Annotated in this window: 19 protein-coding genes; 9 read left to right on the top strand and 10 right to left on the bottom strand. The window is 41.0% G+C overall.

The annotated features are described in order from the left end of the window. The coding region (locus JWP71_RS14010) for a DNA integrity scanning protein DisA nucleotide-binding domain protein (protein ID WP_299501111.1) at nt 1–491 on the top strand (491 nt) is incomplete at its 5' end. A 45-nt stretch (nt 492–536) separates the two neighbouring features. Here the strand turns inward: JWP71_RS14010 and JWP71_RS14005 are convergent. The 3 genes from JWP71_RS14005 to JWP71_RS13995 all read right to left on the bottom strand — a co-directional run bounded on the left by JWP71_RS14005 (nt 537) and on the right by JWP71_RS13995 (nt 4164). Next, complete coding sequence (locus JWP71_RS14005) at nt 537–911, bottom strand: hypothetical protein (RefSeq protein ID WP_299501109.1); 375 nt, start codon at nt 909–911, stop codon at nt 537–539. A 170-nt stretch (nt 912–1081) separates the two neighbouring features. Next, on the bottom strand, nt 1082–3574 hold the full coding sequence (locus tag JWP71_RS14000) for a M1 family metallopeptidase (RefSeq protein ID WP_299501106.1): 2493 nt from the start codon (nt 3572–3574) through the stop codon (nt 1082–1084). 179 nt (nt 3575–3753) lie between these two features. After that, nucleotides 3754–4164: a BrxA/BrxB family bacilliredoxin gene (locus JWP71_RS13995; RefSeq protein ID WP_299501114.1), complete on the bottom strand. Its 411-nt coding sequence runs from the start codon at nt 4162–4164 to the stop codon at nt 3754–3756. A gap of 189 nt (nt 4165–4353) precedes the next feature. Here JWP71_RS13995 and JWP71_RS13990 point away from each other — a divergent pair, with 189 nt between their 5' ends. The 5 genes from JWP71_RS13990 (at nt 4354) to JWP71_RS13970 (ending at nt 8246) form a co-directional block, all read left to right on the top strand. Beyond that, the gene (locus JWP71_RS13990; protein ID WP_299501103.1) at nt 4354–5220 is read left to right on the top strand and encodes a M23 family metallopeptidase; all 867 of its coding nucleotides are present in this window, start codon (nt 4354–4356) and stop codon (nt 5218–5220) included. A gap of 31 nt (nt 5221–5251) precedes the next feature. Next, nucleotides 5252–5623, top strand: a complete 372-nt coding sequence (locus JWP71_RS13985) for a polymer-forming cytoskeletal protein (protein ID WP_299501100.1) — start codon at nt 5252–5254, stop codon at nt 5621–5623. A 499-nt stretch (nt 5624–6122) separates the two neighbouring features. Continuing rightward, complete coding sequence (gene ahcY, locus JWP71_RS13980) at nt 6123–7439, top strand: adenosylhomocysteinase (protein ID WP_299501098.1); 1317 nt, start codon at nt 6123–6125, stop codon at nt 7437–7439. Between the two features lie 151 nt (nt 7440–7590). Then, nucleotides 7591–7794 carry a hypothetical protein gene (locus tag JWP71_RS13975; RefSeq protein WP_299501095.1) on the top strand — a complete coding sequence of 68 codons (204 nt, stop codon included), beginning with the start codon at nt 7591–7593 and terminating at the stop codon, nt 7792–7794. After that, the gene (locus JWP71_RS13970; protein ID WP_299501092.1) at nt 7791–8246 is read left to right on the top strand and encodes a nucleotidyltransferase; all 456 of its coding nucleotides are present in this window, start codon (nt 7791–7793) and stop codon (nt 8244–8246) included. Before JWP71_RS13975 ends, JWP71_RS13970 begins: the two co-directional genes overlap by 4 nt. A gap of 364 nt (nt 8247–8610) precedes the next feature. Here the strand turns inward: JWP71_RS13970 and JWP71_RS13965 are convergent, their stop codons facing one another. Beyond that, nucleotides 8611–9486, bottom strand: a complete 876-nt coding sequence (locus JWP71_RS13965; protein ID WP_299501089.1) for a glutamate--tRNA ligase family protein — start codon at nt 9484–9486, stop codon at nt 8611–8613. Nucleotides 9487–9572: 86 nt separating this feature from the next. Between JWP71_RS13965 and lepB the strand changes: the two genes are divergently transcribed. After that, nucleotides 9573–10679 carry a signal peptidase I gene (lepB, locus tag JWP71_RS13960; protein ID WP_299501086.1) on the top strand — a complete coding sequence of 369 codons (1107 nt, stop codon included), beginning with the start codon at nt 9573–9575 and terminating at the stop codon, nt 10677–10679. Nucleotides 10680–10859: 180 nt separating this feature from the next. On the opposite strand, the gene efp is transcribed toward lepB, so the two are convergent. The 6 genes from efp to JWP71_RS13930 all read right to left on the bottom strand — a co-directional run bounded on the left by efp (nt 10860) and on the right by JWP71_RS13930 (nt 16928). Beyond that, nucleotides 10860–11423, bottom strand: coding sequence for an elongation factor P (gene efp, locus JWP71_RS13955; protein ID WP_299501083.1), 564 nt, complete (start codon nt 11421–11423; stop codon nt 10860–10862). A 103-nt stretch (nt 11424–11526) separates the two neighbouring features. Next, a complete protein-coding gene (locus JWP71_RS13950; protein ID WP_299501081.1) occupies nt 11527–12159 on the bottom strand; it encodes an ABC transporter ATP-binding protein in 633 nt (210 codons plus the stop codon). A gap of 100 nt (nt 12160–12259) precedes the next feature. Beyond that, the gene (lpxA, locus tag JWP71_RS13945) at nt 12260–13045 is read right to left on the bottom strand and encodes an acyl-ACP--UDP-N-acetylglucosamine O-acyltransferase (RefSeq protein ID WP_299501079.1); all 786 of its coding nucleotides are present in this window, start codon (nt 13043–13045) and stop codon (nt 12260–12262) included. After that, nucleotides 13042–14454, bottom strand: coding sequence for a bifunctional UDP-3-O-[3-hydroxymyristoyl] N-acetylglucosamine deacetylase/3-hydroxyacyl-ACP dehydratase (locus JWP71_RS13940; RefSeq protein WP_299501077.1), 1413 nt, complete (start codon nt 14452–14454; stop codon nt 13042–13044). Before JWP71_RS13940 ends, lpxA begins: the two co-directional genes overlap by 4 nt. An 83-nt stretch (nt 14455–14537) precedes the next feature. Then, the gene (lpxD, locus tag JWP71_RS13935; RefSeq protein ID WP_299501074.1) at nt 14538–15578 is read right to left on the bottom strand and encodes a UDP-3-O-(3-hydroxymyristoyl)glucosamine N-acyltransferase; all 1041 of its coding nucleotides are present in this window, start codon (nt 15576–15578) and stop codon (nt 14538–14540) included. A 117-nt stretch (nt 15579–15695) separates the two neighbouring features. Then, entirely contained in the window at nt 15696–16928 is a 1233-nt protein-coding gene (locus JWP71_RS13930; RefSeq protein ID WP_299501071.1) for an HD domain-containing protein, read from the bottom strand. Between the two features lie 172 nt (nt 16929–17100). Here JWP71_RS13930 and JWP71_RS13925 point away from each other — a divergent pair, with 172 nt between their 5' ends. Together JWP71_RS13925 and tsaE are read left to right on the top strand one after the other, a co-directional pair. Continuing rightward, nucleotides 17101–18654, top strand: coding sequence for a bifunctional response regulator/alkaline phosphatase family protein (locus tag JWP71_RS13925; RefSeq protein ID WP_299501069.1), 1554 nt, complete (start codon nt 17101–17103; stop codon nt 18652–18654). Between the two features lie 96 nt (nt 18655–18750). Next, a complete protein-coding gene (gene tsaE / locus JWP71_RS13920; protein ID WP_299501066.1) occupies nt 18751–19164 on the top strand; it encodes a tRNA (adenosine(37)-N6)-threonylcarbamoyltransferase complex ATPase subunit type 1 TsaE in 414 nt (137 codons plus the stop codon). Nucleotides 19165–19193 lie beyond the last annotated feature (29 nt).

Below are 19193 nucleotides of genomic sequence, written 5' to 3'. Positions count from 1 at the left end.
GCAACAAAGCCTGGTGGCGATATTTCTTTGGTAAGACAAAGGAAGAAAAAAACAATTACGCCCGTATAAAACCTATTATAGATGCCTGCAAAATCTTAAAACAAACCCGTACGGGGGCCCTTATTGTGTTTGCCAAATACTATGATGAACAGTTTTACCAAAACAGCTGCGAAGTTTTAGAGGCCAAAATATCAAAACGTTTATTAGAGAGCATCTTTCAGAAAACAAGCCCGCTGCATGACGGGGCGGTGGTTATAGCCGAAAACAAAATTAAATCGGCCAGTTGCATTTTGCCGCTTACAGATAAGGCCGATCTGCCTGCTCAATTCGGCTTGCGTCATAGGGCCGGTATTGGTGTTACCGAGGCCAATGAGGCTACAGCTATTATCGTATCAGAGGAAACCGGCGAAATATCATACGCCAAACAGGGCCGGATAAAAATGAATATCAGCTTTGCTGAATTAGAGAAGCTGCTGAACAAAGATTTTTAAAGGTGTAACGTAGCGCTATGTCACCCAATAATTAAAATTAATTACTTAAGGTAATGGTTTAACTTTGGCACCCGGCTTTTTCATGTAATATATTGGGGGCTGATTTATACCTGCAACAGGCATAGTATAGCCGGTTTTGTCGGGCTGCACTATGAGCATATTAGGGTCGGTGTTGTTAAGCCTCACAACCGGCATCCGATCGATTTTAGTTGCCCGGGGCCTGTTGGAATTTAATCCAGCAATGATCCTGTTGCTTACCAGCGAGTCTGTATTTCCTTTAAACAATTTATTAAAATTGGAATCAGGTTTTAAACTATAGGGTGACAAGGGTAGTTTATTATTGGGCAGGCGCGGTGTTTGTTGCGCCCTCACTGCTAAAATGTAAATCAGCATTAATAGCGTAAATATGAGCGTTTTCATAACTGGATAAATTGGGTAATACTAATTTAGTAGTTTTACTTATTTATACCTAATTATTTTACTTTTTTAACACTCTTATTTAGTTGTATTCTCTGCAATGGTGCGGAATATAGTAACAAAAAGGGGTAGCTGAAATAGCCACCCCTTAATCAAAAAACATTTATTAATTCTTACTTAGTATTTATCGCCTTAATCGCATCATCCGCGGCATTGGCTGATGTAGTATCGTTCATTTTGGTCCGCTGTGTTTTTACATCATTTAACAAACCAATAACAACCGGTGCAATACCATACACTTTATATTTTACACCAAAATCTTTTAGCGCGTCTATTCCTTGCATTACGTACTCTGGTTTATCCATTTTAGCGGTCATGGCTGCAAATTCTTTAATCATATTAAATTTGACTTGTATGCCTGCATCCTGGTATTGTTTGTAGACAAACGGCCATTGTGCACCCGAGCCGCTGGTTGCATAAATATGCACCATTGCCTGAGTTAAATTGCCTTTGTTGTCCTTTTCAAAACCTTTGGCTAACTCGAAAGCCTGTACGGGTTCTTGTAATGATATAGCATTTAAAGCCGAGCCCTGTACGGCGTATGATTGGCTTTTAAGCGATTCCTTAAACAAACTCATCATACCGGCTGCTTTAAGCTTGCCTAATACGCCAATTGCAGCAGCACGTACCAAAGTATTATCATCAGTTTGCGCCAGCGAGATCAATATAGGCTGGGCCGCGTTGCGTACATCATCATTAGCCATGTTTAAACCGCGGATAGCTTTTATGCGTAAGCCGTAATATTTATCCTTCAAAGCGGCTATCATTACTTTTTGCGCGCCTGTGCTGCCTTGCTCTGGTGTTGCATGATCTATCGCCTCAAAGCGGTCAAGATATAATGGCGCGTTAAAGTATTGGAAAACATATTCGTCCAGGGTTTTGCTGTCTTTCTTTTCGGCCAATAATACCTTATTGCCGTCAACATTCACCAGGTCTGGTTTTACAGCCGATGCAAAAGTTAAGGTATCGGCTTTATTATTCATCCATATGTTGTGGCGCACTTTTTTACCGCCCGCATAAATATCAATTGCCATAGGTAAAATAAAGACATTACCCTCTTGGGTTTGCTGCAGGTAAACCGTTTCTTTTTTTGCCGCGTCATCCCATTTATAGCTAATTGTTAATGCCGGGTTGCCTTGGCCATAATACCATTGGTTAAAAAACCAGTTCAGGTCGCGGCCGCTGGCTTCTTCAAGCGCTAAACGTAATTGTTGCGCTTCGCCGGCTTTAAAAGCGTTAGTTTTAAGGTAAATATTTAAGCCTTTATAAAAAGCGTCTTTACCTAAATAATTGCGCAGCATATTTAATATACGGCCACCTTTTTGGTAGGTTACCAAATCAAATACATCTTCTTTATCAACATAATGAAAACGAACCAGGTTCTTTGTTTTATTTACCGGGTTGGCCAAATAGTTAACCATGGCAGTGTAACTATGCGCATCAGCCTCATCCTGGCCGTATTTATATTCCGCCCAAAGCATCTCGCTAAAATCAGCGAATGATTCATTTACGGTTGTGTTGCTCCAGCTTTCGGTAGTAACCAGGTCGCCAAACCATTGGTGAAACAACTCATGTGCTATGGTGCTTCGTCCGGCATCATAATTGGCATCTAATAATTCGCGGGGTGTTGCCTGCACATATACACCGTGCAGCGTAGCTGATGTGTTTTCCATCGCGCCGCTCACATAATCGCGCACAACAATTTGCGCGTATTTATTCCATGGGTAATCAACACCTAAAGTTTTCGAGTAAAACTCTATCAGCTCCGGCGTCATGCCAAAAATCTGCTTGGCATACGGCGCATATTTTGGCTCCAGGTAATAATCGACCGGCTTATTGCGCCATTTATCATGGAATATTTTAAAATCGCCAACGGCCATCATAAACAGGTATGGCGAGTGGGGTAGTTCCATTTTCCAGGTATCGGTACGGGTACCGTCGCCATTAACCTTTTGCGATGCCAGTCTGCCGTTTGATAAGGTTACATATTTGGCGGGTACGGTCATAACAATCTCGTCGGTAGTTTTTTGCTGCGGCTGATCAATAGTAGGGAACCAGCACGATGAACTTTCGGTTTCGCCTTGTGTCCAGATCTGGGTAGGCTTGTCTTTTTCAGTACCGTCAGGATTAATAAAATATAAACCTTTAGCATCGTTTATAGCGGCACTGCCTTTTACATGAAGCTGGTTAGGTTTTGAGGTATAATCAATATAGATGGTATAGTTTTCATTATTATGATAAACCTTATCCAACTGTATAGCCAAACTCAGACTATCCTGGTATTTATATTTTAGCGGGATGTTTTTACCATTTTTTACTACGGATATATTTTTAATATCCATACCCTTGGCATCAAGTCTTAAGGTATCTGTCGGATAAAAGTGGGGTTTCAAGGTAACCCATTCCTTGCCATATAAATAGCGCTTTTTGTAATCGAAACGCACATCCAGTTTGGTATGTATCAGGTCATTAATTCGGGGAGGTGTCGCCCGGTATATTTTCATTAACGGGTCCTCGACCTTTGGTGCCTGGGCCATTACCGGGCTTAGCGAGGCTGCGGTAATTACAATACCGGCAACTAAACCGGTTAGTGTGGTTTTTTTCATATAGAATAATGAGTCAGTTAATAAGCGAAAATAAGAGTTTTTAATTAATATTTATGATGCTTGCATCGCTAAAATGTTACCGGGGGGGACTAGAGATTAGGCTGGGATTATAAATGCAAAAAGCGATGAGGGGTACTCATCGCTTTTTGCATTAAATTTCACGGGCTACTAATCTCTAACTAGCAATACTGCTCAAATGCACCGATCAAATTATCTGCTATCATTTGCGCCGGGCGCCCTTCAATTTGATGGCGTTCTATCATGTGTACCAGTTTGCCATCTTTAAACAACGCCATAGCAGGTGATGACGGCGGATAAGGCAACATATAGTTACGTGCGCTATCAACAGCTTCTTTTTCCATTCCGGCAAACACAGTTACAAATTTATCAGGATGTTTTGCGCTTTGTGTAGCAATTTTAGCGGCCGGGCGCGCGTTGGCAGCAGCGCAACCGCAAACAGAATTTACCATTACAAATACGGTTCCTTCGCTTTCAATGGCATTTTTCACCGCCTCGGCATCTTTTAATTCTTCAAAACCAACCTTGGTCAGATCTTCCCGCATAGGGGTAACTAAATATTCTGGATACATCATAATGTGTCTTTTTCAATTTTTATTATACAAAAATAACAATTAGGGCAACAGTTAGCGCGTTAAATTCGTAATAATAACATCATGCTGACAATGATGAATGCTACTTGAGCGTTAGTGTGTTTAAATTTAATATTGATTTATTAGCTGCATTTTATAAATTGCAGACCCTAATCGCAATTAGAGTAAATGAAAGTGAACGCCAAAGATGTTAGTACAATTGTTATTTTAAGTAAAAATAAACAGGGTACAAAAACGTTTCAGATAAAAACAATGCACATAACCCGCCTCAAATATTATGCAATAGGTTTGTTCTCTGTACTTGCTTTATTGATAGGATCAATCGCTTTTTTGAATAACAGAAACGCGCAGCAGGAAGTTGAAAAACAATTATTACTCTCGCAAATTGTAAGCTTGAAGGGCCAGATACCTATTGCTCTTCAAAAACAAAGTGAAAAAAACTCTGCACAATCATACATACAGGCTATTGAAGGTAAATTAAAAAACATTAATGATTATTTAAGAAAACGCGGGTTAAAAGGTTTTTCAACCAAAGCAGTTGGGGGTGATGCTAACGCCGAAGGCACAAAGCTTTCTGATAAAGAGGTATTATCGGCCTATAATGATTACCTGACACATATAGTAAATTCAGTTGCTTTTACTCCGATGGGCTATCCGCGGATAAGTTCCATGACATCGAGTTTTGGTTATAGGAGCGATCCTTTCAATGAGGCACATGCCGAGTTTCATCCGGGTATTGATTTTAAGGGTAACACGGGCGATGTGGCCAAATGTACAGCCAATGGCAGGGTAGTTTCTGCCGGTTGGAACGGCGGCTATGGTAACTGTGTGCGTGTAGCACATGCAAATGGATTTGAAACCTTATACGGCCATTTATCACGTATAACGGTTAAAGTTGGCCAGGAGGTTTCTGTAGGCGATAAGGTAGGTGAGGTAGGTTCAACAGGGCATTCAACAGGGGCGCATTTACACTACGAGGTAAGGCAAAATGGAAAGCCAATAAATCCGGTTAAATTTTTAACCTTAAATAATTAATAATTTTCTATATCTATCTATAAGGCGGGTAATGGGTGTTTTTTCAAAAAAAAATAAAGTAGCGCTTGATTTGCAGGCCATATCAACATTAATAAGCGAAGGAAGTGTAATTACCGGCAACGTGAGGGCCCCGGCCTTTGCACGTATTGATGGTCAGGTAACCGGCGATGTATATGTTGACGAAGGTTTAATATTAGGCGAAACAGGTCTTGTACAGGGCACTGTAACTACTAAAGAAATGATTGTATATGGTACGTTAAATGGTAACATTACCGTACAATCTTTAGAAATAAAAGGCACCGGCAAAATTACCGGCGATATTGAAACTGGTACACTATTGGTTGAAACCGGCGGTGTTTATAATGGCCATTTGGCTATGGCATCTGCAAAGGTTAAAGCGTAGGCGCGTAAACGCGTGCCGTTTACTCACCCGCGGCACTTATTAGGATTGGTTTGCCACCGCTAGCTAATCGCAAATCCTTCCACTTTTAGGGCAGGATGGTTATATGCTGCCAACACGGTCTGCCTTGAACCTACCTGAACCCATCTGGTCCTACCTGAACCCACCTGCACTGGCTTTTAGATAATTGCCAATTAAATGCAAAAGAATGCATCACAATAAAGAAACATAAATAATTGATTATAAGATATTTAACTTAATTGCGTTGCAGCTTGCCGAAAAGAGGGTGATTGGGCGAAGCGATGATGGGTGAGTAAACACGTTAAGGATTGGAGCGGATACCTGCCCTGAGCCTAAGGCCCATAGCGTATGAGCGGAAAGCCTGACCCGAAGGAAACGCCATAACCACCAATGGCCCCGCAATAATCGCATTCCGAACGCTTTAGCATTTTGCTTTAACAATAGAATGTATTATTTTTGCATTTCAAAAAAACAAAACGCTATGTCATCAGTAGAGACCGCTTACACCAAGTACAAAGTTAAAGACTTTTCATTAGCCGAATGGGGCCGCAAAGAAATTGGATTAGCCGAAGCAGAAATGCCGGGCTTAATGGCATTGCGCCATGAATTCGGTGCTTCAAAACCATTAAAAGGCGCACGCATTGCAGGCTGCCTGCACATGACCATCCAAACTGCTGTTTTAATTGAAACATTGGTTGAGCTGGGTGCCGAAGTTACCTGGTCATCATGTAACATTTTTTCAACCCAAGATCATGCTGCTGCAGCTATCGCCGCTGCGGGTGTATCTGTTTATGCCTGGAAAGGTTTAAACGAGGTTGATTTTGACTGGTGCATTGAGCAAACCTTGTTTTTTGGCGAGGACCGCAAACCATTAAACATGATATTAGACGATGGCGGCGATTTAACCAATATGGTATTTGACCGTTACCCTGAATTAGTTGCAGGTATTAAAGGTTTATCAGAAGAAACTACAACCGGTGTTCACCGTTTATATGAGCGTGTGAAAGCGGGAACTTTGCCAATTCCGGCTATAAATATTAACGACTCTGTAACCAAATCAAAATTCGATAACAAATATGGCTGCCGCGAATCGCTGGTTGACGCTATACGCCGTGCTACCGACGTGATGATGGCCGGTAAAGTTGGCGTTGTTTGCGGTTATGGCGATGTGGGTAAAGGCTCTGCTGACTCATTGCGCAATGCGGGTGTACGTGTTATAGTTACAGAAATTGACCCTATCTGCGCATTACAGGCAGCTATGGAAGGTTTTGAGGTTAAGAAATTAAGCACCGCTATTGCCGAGGCTGATATTGTGGTAACCGCTACAGGTAACATGAACATTGTTCGCGAAGAGCACTTCCGTGCCTTAAAAGACAAAGCTATTGTTTGTAACATCGGTCACTTTGATAACGAGATTGACATGGCCTGGTTAAACGGCGCTTATGGCAAAACCAAAATAGAAATTAAACCACAGGTTGATAAATATACTATTGACGGCAGCGACGTTATTGTTTTAGCCGAAGGCCGTTTGGTTAACTTAGGTTGTGCCACTGGCCACCCAAGCTTTGTAATGAGTAACTCATTCACTAACCAAACTTTAGCTCAATTAGAGCTTTGGACAAACGCCGGTGCTTATGAAAACTTGGTTTACACTTTGCCAAAACACTTAGATGAAAAAGTTGCCCGTTTACACTTGGCTAAAATTGGTGTTGAGCTGGAAGAACTTGACCAAAACCAGGCTGATTACATCGGCGTACCGGTTGCTGGTCCGTTTAAACCGGAGTACTACAGGTACTAAGGTTAAAGTCAAAATTCAAAAGGGTATGGTTTTAGGATCATGCCCTTTTTTTTTGTTTGCTAAGCCGATTTATCAAATTGGTACAATTTTTATTAGCGCATCTTTTTGCGTATTTTTGATTAGGCTATATGCCATTTTAATTGTTCCATTTATGAAAGTTGATCGAAAAATTGCGATGGTGGTTAACCATGTAAAAATGGAAGATGAAGATATGGCCGATGTTGCGTTTTGGTTAAGCAAGTCGCCGGGCGAAAGGCTTACAGAGGTTGTAAGGTTAAGACAGAATTACTTTAGCTGGGCCGACAGATCTTTTCCTGAAAAGATAGAGAAGGTTGTTCATCAACGACATGTATGATTTTCGAGCAGGATTTTATAGATTTTATTGAACTGCTAAATCAACACCAGGTAGCATATATGGTGGTAGGCGCACATGCACTGGCTTTTCATGGTCGGCCAAGACATACAGGCGATTTGGATATCTGGATCGAACCCAGCCAGGAAAATGCAGTTAAACTGGTATCCGTATTAAATGAATTTGGCTTTGGCTCCCTTGGCCTGGAGGAAGCTGATTTTCTCAAAACAAACTATGTAACCCAATTAGGATATCCGCCGCTGCGAATAGATATTTTAAACGCAATTTCGGGGGTAGAATTTACTGATGCTTATTTAAACAAGATTGAAGGAGAAGTTGACGGATTGCGTATAAATTTTATTAACGTGGCTGAATTTATTCAGAATAAAGAAGCTTCGGGCCGGCAAAAAGACCTGGGCGATATTGCGGCACTTAAAAAAGACAAAGGGCAATAATAGATCAAATAAAGATAGAAAGGGTATGGTTTGCCATGCCCTTTTTTGTGGGAACTACACTGTATATTTATATGTCATTTCGACGAGGTACGAGGAGAAATGACATTGGGGGTTTTAGGTCTTCCAGCTATATCTTGCAATAATTTGTTTTAATCAGATGTGGTAATTAATAGGCCATTGGCTAATAAAAAAGAATATGATAAAGCTAAAAAAGACCTGCAAGAAATAGCCAGGACTTTAAAATTATATAATACCCGCTTAACGGTTAGGTAATTCGTTTGCCGAATCAATAAACTGAATAATATAGTGACACAATTTTGCCTGTGTTCCGGGTATTCCACTCACTAAAAATTGAACACCCTTGCTATACCAGATTTACGAAGTTTGTAAAACTTCGTAAATCTTCTTCAATCCCTAACATCCGCCCAATCTCCTCATAAACATCTTCCGGGGTTTTACCCAGCTCCCTTAAATATTTTATAGAGGTGGACCCGGCAGATTTGGATAGTTTTTTATCGCCGCTTTCCATTAACAACGGGTGATGATGAAAGGTAATACTTTGAAAAGTTTCTTTATGAAGAACCGAGGCCAGATAATGCTGCGCTATGGTTGATGGGTAAAGATCCTGACCGCGCACTATTAGGTCAACACCAAAATGTAAATCATCCAATAATGATGCTAATTGATAGGATGGATAGCCGTCTTTCTTTTTTACAATAAAATCTTTCATGGTATCCGGCAGCTTAGTTTTTATTATACCATCATTTAGGATGTGGATGGATAAGTCTTTTTCGTCAGTGTATAATCGCCAGGCGGTATGGGGTGTATCAAGTGGTATGGCTTTGTTGCGGCAAGTACCAGGATAAATATTACCCTGTAGCTGCGCCCTCGAGCATTGGCAGGCAAATACAGCGCCTTGTTGTTCTAATTGCTTCAGCGCGATGTTATAGTTATCCAGCCGGTGTAATTGCGACCACGAGCTTTTATATTCTTCCACATCGCGCGGGCCTTCATCCCACGGAATATTTAAAAAATTGAGGGTATCAAAAATATCCTGTATATAAAGCAGGTTAGCACGTTGCTGGTCCAGATCATCTATGCGCAGCAATATTTTAGCACCTGTTTTGCGTGCCAGCGCGGCAGTTAGGGCAAAAGATAGCGCATTACCCAAATGTAAATAGCCACTTGGAGTTGGAGCTATGCGGGTTTTATTAAAATGTTGCACGGGTGTATTCAGCATCTATGTTGTAAACATAAAAAATCTTTAGCCCATCTGTAACATTTCCCCTGCTCAGCCATCAAAGTTTTGTATCAAAACTTAAGCTCATGAAATGGAAGTTCAATTTTAAATGGGACACCCCTGTTACCGACAAGCCAAAAAAATCTAAAATCCGCGAGTGGGTTGATGCTGCAGTTTTTGCACTGGTAGTTTCTACCATAATGCGTGGCTTATTGTTTTCGGCTTATGCTATTCCTTCCGGCTCGATGGAAGGCACGCAGCTTACCGGCGATTATTTGTTTGTGAGCAAAATTAGTTATGGTTCGCGGATGCCTAATACACCTTTGTCAATTCCGTTTACAGAACCTATCCTGTATGGCATTAAAACTTATTGGGATGCTATTAAACTGCCCTATTTTAGGCTGCCCGGATTTGGTACAATTAAAAACCGCGACATTGTAGTATTTAACAAACCCGATGAAGCCGACCCGCAATATAACCTCCCCGTTGATGAACGCACCTGCTTAATTAAACGCTGCATGGGCATTCCCGGTGATGTATTAACTATTGTAAACACGCAGGTTTACATTAATGGCAAACCGGTGGCAAATGCAGAAAAGCAGCAAACATCATATACGGTAGTGACCGATGGAAAGGATATTAATCCGCAGATATTGACCGACCTGCATATCGAAATTCGCCAGCAGTTAGCACCGGACACTTATGAAATGATAGTACCAACCGCAAACGTGGCAACACTAAAAAGCTATTCCAATATAAAAAGCATTACGCCGGTTATTGCGCAAGCAGGTTTGTATGATGCAGAGATATTCCCGCACAACCCAAAGTTTAAATGGAACCTGGATAATTTCGGACCGTTAACGTTGCCTAAAAGAGGTATGACTATACCGCTGAATGATTCGACATTAATCCTGTACCGCAGGGCCATAGAGGTGTATGAAAACAACAAAGTTGCCGTAAACGGAAAAGATATTTTAATAAACGGAAAGAAAGCAGACACCTACACCTTTAAAATGAATTACTACTGGATGATGGGCGATAACCGCCATGATTCGTTAGATTCAAGATTTTGGGGATATGTGCCCGAGGACCATGTAATTGGTGAAGCCATGCTAACGTTTTTTAGTACAGATTCTACTCAAAATATATTTAGCAAGATAAGGTGGAACAGGATATTGAGGCCGATTAACTAATTTGTCATCCTGAGCGATAGCGAAGGATCTTATACGCCTTCAAAGTAGTCGCCTGTCCGTTGTATAACTATCAGTTTTATAAGATTCTTCGTTATCGCTTAGAATGACAAAAGAAGGTTATAAATAAAAAAGCCTCCAAATTGGAGGCTTTTTTATTTTATGCTTTTAGGGCTGTGGGGTCTACCCCTTCACCCGTTCAACGTATGAGCCGCTTGCCGTATCAACTTTTACCTTATCACCAATATTGATAAACAGCGGAACGTTAATTTCCGCGCCGGTTTCAACGGTAGCTTTCTTTAGCGCGCCTGTTGAGGTATCGCCTTTTACGGCTGGCTCGGTATAAGTAATTTCCAATTCGGCTGATCCGGGTATCTGGCCCATTATAGGTTCTTCGCTTTCAAAAGCGACTATAACATTCATTCCTTCTTTTAAAAATTTTACGGCATTGCCAAACAGAGCCTTAGGTACAGTATGCTGATCGTAAGTATCGTTATCCATGATAACCAGTCCAGAACCGTCATCATATAAATATTGGTAATTGTTTGTTTCAACACGGGCAATAGTTACATCCTCGTCGGTACGGAAACGGTATTCAACCAATTTTCCGCTCTTTACATTACGCATGCGTGCCTGGTAAAAAGCGCGCAGGTTACCTGGTGTACGGTGTAAAAATTCTTCTACCTGTAACAATTCTCCGTTAAAACGAAGTATGTTGCCATTTTTTATTTCGGATGCTTTAGACATAACAATTTATATTGAGGCGCAAAATTAGTTAGTTACGGGCAAAGATACAAGGGGAGAGGTGGGGTGAAAAGTTAGAGGTAAAAGTTAAAAGGATTTTACCTTGTTATTTATAATCAGTTATACTTAGCCTATGCTTACAAAAGCTATACTCATGCTCCTGGTTAGAACAGACAACAGTTAAGCGGTTCAGTGCGAATTGCTGTACCAAATTTAAATACCAATCAACACCTTGCGTATCAAGGTTACTGGTGGGTTCATCCAGCATTAGTATGGGGGTATCGGCACAAAAAGCCAGCGCCAGTTTTACCCGCTGTTTCATGCCTGATGAGAAATAACGGATCAGCTTGTGCATACTGCCGGGCAAGTTAAGCAGGTTAATAACTGCCGCTTTATCCATACCTGTTTTGTATTTTTTAAATTTAAAATGAAAGTCTATCATTTCTTCCAGCGTAAACTCCTCAATTAGTTCAAGGTATGGGGCAGCAAAGCTTAGGTGCTGAAAAACCTGCTCAACATCAACCGGTATACCCTCAAAAAAATAGTTTATTGTCCCTGCAGATGGTGTCAGGCTGCCATTCAATATTTGTAATAATGTTGATTTTCCCGAACCGTTCGGGCCCAATATTGCATAGCTTTCTCCACTGGTAAAAACACAATCAACTCCCCTGAAAATCCAGTCGCGGTTAAAACGACGGCCAATTTGATTTAGCATGATGGATATTTTGTCAATTGTCATTTGTCATTTGTCATTTGTGCGAACCTTTTGATATTAACCGATCCGTCATGTTGCCAGGCCTAACCCACATTACTAATGACTAATGACCAGTGACCAATGACTAACTGCTGCCAAACCCCTTCATGATGCCACGCTGCGAGTTCTGCACGAAGTTTATGATTTCGTCGCGCTCAACAGTTGGGTTAAATTCAGCTTCAATAATATCAAGCGCTTTTGTCATGTTATACTTCTTCAAAAATATAATACGATAGATCTCTTGTATCTCATTAATAGTAGTAGCAGAAAATCCCCTTCGGCGCAAACCAACCGAGTTTATACCGATATATGATAACGGCTCGCGACCGGCCTTTGTAAATGGCGGCACGTCTTTACGAACTAACGATCCGCCGGATATCATGCTATGCGCGCCTATCTCTACAAACTGGTGTACGGCCGATGTGCCGCCTATGAAAGCATAATCATATACGTTAATGTGACCGGCAAGCTGCACAGCGTTTGCAATAATTACATTATCGCCAATAACGCAATCGTGCGCTACGTGTACATAGGCCATTAACAGGCAATTGCTGCCTATAGTGGTTGTGTTTTTATCTAAAGCAGTACCGCGGTTAAGGGTCACGCATTCGCGGATGACGGTATTATCCCCAATAGTAACGGTACTTGGCTCGCCTTTGTATTTCAGATCCTGCGGTGGTGCAGAAACTACAGCGCCCGGGAATATGCGGCAATTTTTACCTATGCGGGCGCCATCCATAATTACAGAGTTAGAGCCTATCCAGGTGCCTTCGCCTATCTCAACATCCTTATGTATGGTAACAAAGGGTTCAATCACTACATTGTCGGCTATTTTGGCCTGTGGGTGTATATATGCTAATGGCTGGATCATACTTCTTCAATTTTTGTTTTTTTAACAATTTGTGCCATTAACTCGGCCTCTACCACTATACGCTCACCTACCATGCCAATGCCTTTCATTTGTGCAATACCACGGCGTATAGGTGCTATTAAATTACAATGAAATATCAGGGTATCGCCCGGTACAACTTTATCTTTAAAACGGGCATTTTCTATTTTTAAAAACAGGGTGATATAGTTTTGCGGATCGGGTACGGTATTTAAAACCAGTATACCCCCGGTTTGTGCCATAGCCTCAATTTGCAGCACACCGGGGAACAATGGCGCGCCGGGAAAATGGCCCATAAATATTCCTTCGTTCATGGTTACATTCTTTAACCCTACCACATGGTTTTTTGTTAATTCCAATATTTTATCGATCATTAACATGGGGTAGCGGTGCGGCAAAATATTCATTATCTGCACGGTATCATAAACCGGCTTCATGTTAGGATCGTAAACCTTAAAGTGTTTCCGGCTGCGCTCCTTTTTGATAAGGGTTTTTATTTTCTTAGCAAAGGCTACGTTTGCAGCATGGCCGGGCCTGGCCGCCATAATATGTCCGCGGATGGGGACACCCACCAGCGCCAAATCACCTATCATATCCAGCAACTTATGCCTTGCCGGCTCGTTTTGGTGGCGCAGTTCAATATTGTTTAATATACCCTGCGGTGCAACTTTAATATCCTTGCGGTTAAATAGCTTGGCTAAATGTGCCAGCTCTTCATCGTCAACATCTTTATCAACTACTACTATGGCATTATTCAAATCACCGCCTTTTATCAGGTCATGCTTTAACAACATTTCCAGCTCATGCAAAAAGCAAAAGGTGCGGCATGAAGCAATGTCATCAACAAACTCTGTTATTGACGATATGCTTGCATGCTGGCTGCCCAAAACCTGCGAGTTATAATCAACCATGCAGGTAAAACGGTAATCATCATCTAATGGCATAGCCACCATTTCAACTTTCCGGTCAGGTTCAGAATAATGTATGTTATAAGGTATGTGGTAATATTCGCGGTCGGCTTCCTGATCAACAAACCCTATTGCCGACATGGCATCAACAAACTGTATAGAGCTGCCGTCCATTATGGGGGTTTCGGGGCCATCCATATCAATAAGCACATTATCTACCTCTAAGCCCACCAAAGCGGCCAATACGTGTTCTATAGTGCTTACGCTCGCACCGTTTTGCGAGATGGTGGTACCACGTGAGGTATCAGTAACGTTATCTACATCGGCATCAATAATTGGCATGCCCTCTATATCTATCCTTCTAAATTTATAGCCATGGTTTTCGGGAGCGGGTTTAAAAGTCATCGTCACCTTTTCGCCGGTGTGCAACCCTGAACCCGAAACAGAAACAGGCGCCTTAATAGTTCTTTGTTTTATATTCATTCTTTGTTAGTTCATTGGTCATTAGTCATTGGTCATTAGTTAATTGGGCGTCATTGCCCAATTAACTAATGACCAATGACTAATTAACTGTCCTTACGCAGTTCAGCAATTATTTTTTCTAATTCTTCAATTCTTTTTTCCAGATCGGGCAGGCGTTGTATAACGACTTGTGACCGCATATTGTTGTTATACGCGACCGCCGGGCTTCCGGCCCATTTTTTATTTTCGTCAACAATAGTACGGCTTATGCCTGATTGTGCCTGCACTTGTGATCCTTTGGCAATGTTAATATGCCCCACCACGCCAACCTGGCCGCCTAATATTACCTGTTCACCAATCTTGGTACTGCCGGATATTCCGGTTTGTGCAGCTATAACGGTATTACTGCCTATCTCTACGTTGTGTGCTATCTGTATCAGGTTATCCAGCTTCACGCCTTTGCGTATAATGGTCGACCCCATGGTTGCCCTGTCAATAGTGGTATTGGAGCCAACCTCAACATTGTCCTCCAGAATCACATTACCTATTTGGGCTATTTTTTGATAAGTGCCGTCGGCATTGGGTGCAAACCCAAAACCATCGCTGCCAACTATTGCGCCCGAGTGTACAATTACATTATCACCCAAAACACAATCAAAATATACCTTCACGCCCGAGAACAGCGTAACGTTTTTACCGATGCTTACATTATCACCAATGTAAGCATTAGGGTAAACCTTGCTGTTATCGCCCAGTTTAACACCAGGGCCGATATAAGCGAACGCGCCTATGTACACATTCTGGCCAATTTGTGCCGATGGGTCTATATAGCAAGGCTGCTCAATACCGCTTTTATTTAATTTTATGGTATTGTATTGTTCAAGCAATACAGAAAATGCGCTGTAGGCATTTTCTACCCGTATCAGCGTAGCCTTTACCATATTGGCAAGTACCAGATCATTATTAACAATAACTATGGAAGCATTGGTGCTGTACAGGTACTGCTCATATTTAGGATTAGCCAAAAATGAAAGCGAGCCTTCACCGGCTTCTTCTATTTTAGCCAGTCGATTAACCGCTACTAACGGGTCACCTTCAACTGTTCCGTTGAGTACTAAAGCTATTTGCTGGGCGGTAAATTGCATTGGGCAAAGTTATTAATTAGTTGTTAAAGATTAGAGATTGAAGATTAGTTAATTAAGATCAGGGGCTCATTGTAGCGCATAAAGATTAGCCATTAGCTAATCTTCCGTCTCTAATAACTAATATTTACTCACCAAATCTTTACTGTAGCAAAGTGTATTTTTTTCTATCGTTTTAGCCAATGCCTCTAAATTTGAGTAATCACTGGCTGCTGCAATATCTTTTATAGTTCCATCTTTCATTAATACGCCAATATTGCCATCGCCTACTCTATAGGCATTATTTCTAATAGCATCAGTAAAAACAAAATAACCAGCTTCCGTTTTAGTAATACCATATTTTGCAACGGCATTCGCAATTAAATCGGCTACCAATTGCTTATCAGCCGGTTCGTTGGTAATATCAACTTGAAAAAGTTTGCGGTGTACAAAATCGTCACATAATTTGGCCAGCACAAAGTCATCGTTATGGGCCCAAACTTTTACTGCCGATAAAATATCGGTATCATCCAAGCGGGTAAATATTTCCAGGTGGCCGTCTTGTATAAATTCTTCTTTTACCAGTTCCCTGGTCAAAAAATGATTAAGGGCCGGTGTAGCAAATAATTTTTCTCCTCTTAAAACCAATTCTCTACTGCGTTCGAGTATTTTAACCAACAGCTGCTCGGCAGCTATAACGGTTTTATGCAGGTAAACCTGCCAGTACATTAAACGGCGCGCTATAATAAATTTCTCTACAGAGTAAATGCCCTTTTCTTCAATAACCACATTGTCGTCTTTTACATTAAGCATTTTAATGATGCGGTCAGAACTGATTACACCTTCGGATACTCCTGTAAAGAAGCTGTCGCGGTTAAGGTAATCCAGCCTATCCATATCCAGCTGACTTGATACCAGCTGATGTAAAAAACGCCGGTGATAAGTATCCATAAAAATACTAATAGCCATAGTAAGGCGCCCATTAAACTGCTCGTTGAGTTTATTCATTAGCATGATGGATATGTCTTCATGCGATACGCCTTTAACAATAGTATTCTCTAAAGCGTGCGAAAACGGGCCGTGCCCAACATCATGCAGTAGTATAGCTATAGTTACAGCCTCTTCCTCTTCTGCGCTAATGGCATGGCCTTTTCCCCTCAGAGTTTCAATAGCCATCTTCATAAGATGCATAGCGCCCAGCGCGTGATGAAAACGGGTATGCAGCGCTCCCGGATAAACCAGGTGGGTCATGCCTAATTGCTTAATATATCTTAACCGCTGAAAATAAGGGTGTTCGATCAAGTCAAACACCAATTCGGTAGGTATAGTTATAAATCCGTAAACCGGGTCGTTAATGATTTTCTTCTTATTCAATATGTAATTTATTCGCTGCAAACAAAAGTGTTAATTTTTGTTAATACTTTGCCATAATATGTAACAAAACGTTCGCTTTGAGGTTATATCGGTATGTTTAGTATAAATTGCGCTTTTTCTGCCTGATTTACTTGAACGGCATTTTTTTACTGATATTATAAATTATATTACAATGCAGGATACCACTATACTTTGGGCTGATGACGAGATTGACCTGTTAAAACCACATATACTTTTTTTAAATGAAAAAGGCTACAAAGTTACTACCGTAACTAACGGAAATGACGCGGTTGAAGCTTTCAAAAATAACTATTTTGATTTGGTTTTTTTAGATGAAAATATGCCGGGTTTAACCGGAATTGAAACTCTGGCACAAATAAAAAATTTAAACAATGATGTTCCTATCGTGATGATAACCAAAAACGAGGAGGAATATTTAATGGAAGATGCCATCGGATCAAAAATTGACGATTATCTTATTAAACCCGTACACCCCAAGCAAATACTGCTTACCATAAAAAAGCTTACAGAAAACAAGCGTCTGGTAACCGAAAAAACCACCATGGCCTACCAGCAGGATTTCAGGAACCTGGGTATTACGCTTAATGATAACCTTGACCACCAGGAATGGGTTGATGTTTATAAAAAATTAATTTACTGGGAGCTTGAATTACAACAGCTGGAAGATGCCGGCATGCACGAAATACTTACGCTGCAAAAGGCAGAGGCCAATACACAATTCTGCAAGTTTGTTGAACGTAATTATTTAGATTGGGTAAAAAACCCCGATACTGCGCCAACCAGCTCTACACAGTTATTTAAAAAGAAAGTGTTCCCGAAACTGGATGGCAAGGGCCCCTTGTTTTTTATATTGATTGATAACTTAAGGTATGATCAGTTTAAGATCATTAATCCTATCATATCAGAATATTTCAGGATGGAAGAGGAAGATACTTATTATAGTATTTTACCTACTGCAACCCAATACGCGCGTAACTCTATTTTTTCGGGCCTGATGCCACTGGAGATGGAAAAACGTTACCCGGAAATGTGGCAAAATGATGAGGACGAGGGCGGCAAAAACCTGTTCGAATCTGATTTTATAGCCGACCAGATAACCCGGGTTTATCGTAAAGATTGCAAACACTCATACCATAAAATTTTAAACTTAGATGAGGGTCGCGCGCTTAATGATTCGATTAGCAACCTGATGAAGAATGACCTGAACGTAGTGGTATATAACTTTGTGGATATGCTATCGCATGCCCGTACAGATATGCAAATGATACGTGAGTTGGCCAGTGATGATGCCGCCTATCGTTCATTAACCCTGTCCTGGTTCGAGCACTCGCCTTTGTTCGATCTGCTTAAGTTTTTAGCGCAAAAACAAGCGCGTGTAGTTATTACTACCGACCATGGCACAATACGAGTTAAAAAGCCAAGCAAAATTATTGGCGACAGAAATACAAACACCAATCTGCGTTATAAACAAGGGCGTAACCTTAATTTTAATCCTAAGGATGTGTTCCATATACGTAACCCGCACGATGCTATGCTGCCGCGCCTGCACGTAAGCTCAAGCTTTGTATTTGCTAAGGAAGATACCTACTTTGTTTACCCGAATAACTACAACCATTTTGTTAATTTTTATAATGAAACCTTCCAGCATGGAGGTATTTCGTTAGAAGAAATGATCATCCCGATTGTTACCTACGGGCCTAAGTAATTCACAGTTATTTTGTATTTTTGAATAGCCATTGCGGGTACTTACCAGGGTTTTCCCTGGTAAGTACCCGCAATGGCGGCTTTATAATTGTTTCACGTGACTTTAACCGCCTTATCCCTTTCAGAATTACCTGCAATTGCATCACAAATACTAACCCATGCAGGCAATGAAAAAATATTTCTTTTTCACGGCGATATGGGTGCCGGCAAAACCACGCTCATTAAATCACTGTGTGAAGTATTGGGTGTAACCGGCTCAGTAACCAGCCCAACGTTTGCTATAGTGAATGAATATGCCGGAGACTCTAAAATTTATCACTTCGATTTTTATCGGCTTAAAAACCAAACCGAAGCATTGGATATGGGTGCCGAAGAATACTTTTACTCTGGCAATTACTGTTTTTTAGAGTGGCCCGAAAAAATCCCTGATATGTTGCCTCATCATTATATCAGTATCAGCATAGCTGTTTTAAATGATAACAAAAGGAAAATATCCATAGAAAAAATTTAATCTATTTTGCTTATCTTCATCAGCCATAA

Origin of the sequence: Mucilaginibacter sp. (assembly GCF_028287845.1) — a bacterium.
Lineage (GTDB): Bacteria > Bacteroidota > Bacteroidia > Sphingobacteriales > Sphingobacteriaceae > Mucilaginibacter.
This window is presented reverse-complemented; position numbering and strand designations above follow the sequence as displayed.

Coding starts and splice junctions, on each gene's coding strand:
- JWP71_RS14005 (WP_299501109.1), bottom strand. CDS start 911: ATGAAAACGCTCATATTTACGCTATTAATGCTGATTTACATTTTAGCA.
- JWP71_RS14000 (WP_299501106.1), bottom strand. CDS start 3,574: ATGAAAAAAACCACACTAACCGGTTTAGTTGCCGGTATTGTAATTACC.
- JWP71_RS13995 (WP_299501114.1), bottom strand. CDS start 4,164: ATGTATCCAGAATATTTAGTTACCCCTATGCGGGAAGATCTGACCAAG.
- JWP71_RS13990 (WP_299501103.1), top strand. CDS start 4,354: ATGAAAGTGAACGCCAAAGATGTTAGTACAATTGTTATTTTAAGTAAA.
- JWP71_RS13985 (WP_299501100.1), top strand. CDS start 5,252: ATGGGTGTTTTTTCAAAAAAAAATAAAGTAGCGCTTGATTTGCAGGCC.
- ahcY (WP_299501098.1), top strand. CDS start 6,123: ATGTCATCAGTAGAGACCGCTTACACCAAGTACAAAGTTAAAGACTTT.
- JWP71_RS13975 (WP_299501095.1), top strand. CDS start 7,591: ATGAAAGTTGATCGAAAAATTGCGATGGTGGTTAACCATGTAAAAATG.
- JWP71_RS13970 (WP_299501092.1), top strand. CDS start 7,791: ATGATTTTCGAGCAGGATTTTATAGATTTTATTGAACTGCTAAATCAA.
- JWP71_RS13965 (WP_299501089.1), bottom strand. CDS start 9,486: ATGCTGAATACACCCGTGCAACATTTTAATAAAACCCGCATAGCTCCA.
- lepB (WP_299501086.1), top strand. CDS start 9,573: ATGAAATGGAAGTTCAATTTTAAATGGGACACCCCTGTTACCGACAAG.
- efp (WP_299501083.1), bottom strand. CDS start 11,423: ATGTCTAAAGCATCCGAAATAAAAAATGGCAACATACTTCGTTTTAAC.
- JWP71_RS13950 (WP_299501081.1), bottom strand. CDS start 12,159: ATGACAATTGACAAAATATCCATCATGCTAAATCAAATTGGCCGTCGT.
- lpxA (WP_299501079.1), bottom strand. CDS start 13,045: ATGATCCAGCCATTAGCATATATACACCCACAGGCCAAAATAGCCGAC.
- JWP71_RS13940 (WP_299501077.1), bottom strand. CDS start 14,454: ATGAATATAAAACAAAGAACTATTAAGGCGCCTGTTTCTGTTTCGGGT.
- lpxD (WP_299501074.1), bottom strand. CDS start 15,578: ATGCAATTTACCGCCCAGCAAATAGCTTTAGTACTCAACGGAACAGTT.
- JWP71_RS13925 (WP_299501069.1), top strand. CDS start 17,101: ATGCAGGATACCACTATACTTTGGGCTGATGACGAGATTGACCTGTTA.